Source organism: Vibrio jasicida CAIM 1864 = LMG 25398 (assembly GCF_000400365.1).
GTDB lineage: Bacteria > Pseudomonadota > Gammaproteobacteria > Enterobacterales > Vibrionaceae > Vibrio > Vibrio jasicida.
Genome location: NZ_BAOG01000050.1, coordinates 1 through 204 on the forward strand (window position 1 = coordinate 1; position 204 = coordinate 204).

General features: G+C 50.5%; 1 rRNA gene. It reads right to left on the reverse strand.

The annotated features are described in order from the left end of the window. Window positions 1–191 (reverse strand): 16S ribosomal RNA (locus VJL_RS13925); the annotation flags it as partial. Window positions 192–204: the final 13 nt, after the last annotated feature.

A 204-nucleotide genomic window follows, 5' to 3' on the forward strand; every position in this document is an offset into this window, starting at 1 on the left:
CATGCGGTATTAGCCATCGTTTCCAATGGTTATCCCCCACATCAGGGCAATTTCCTAGGCATTACTCACCCGTCCGCCGCTCGACGCCGTTATCGTTCCCCGAAGGTTCAGATAACTCGTTTCCGCTCGACTTGCATGTGTTAGGCCTGCCGCCAGCGTTCAATCTGAGCCATGATCAAACTCTTCAATTTAAGATTTTGTTCG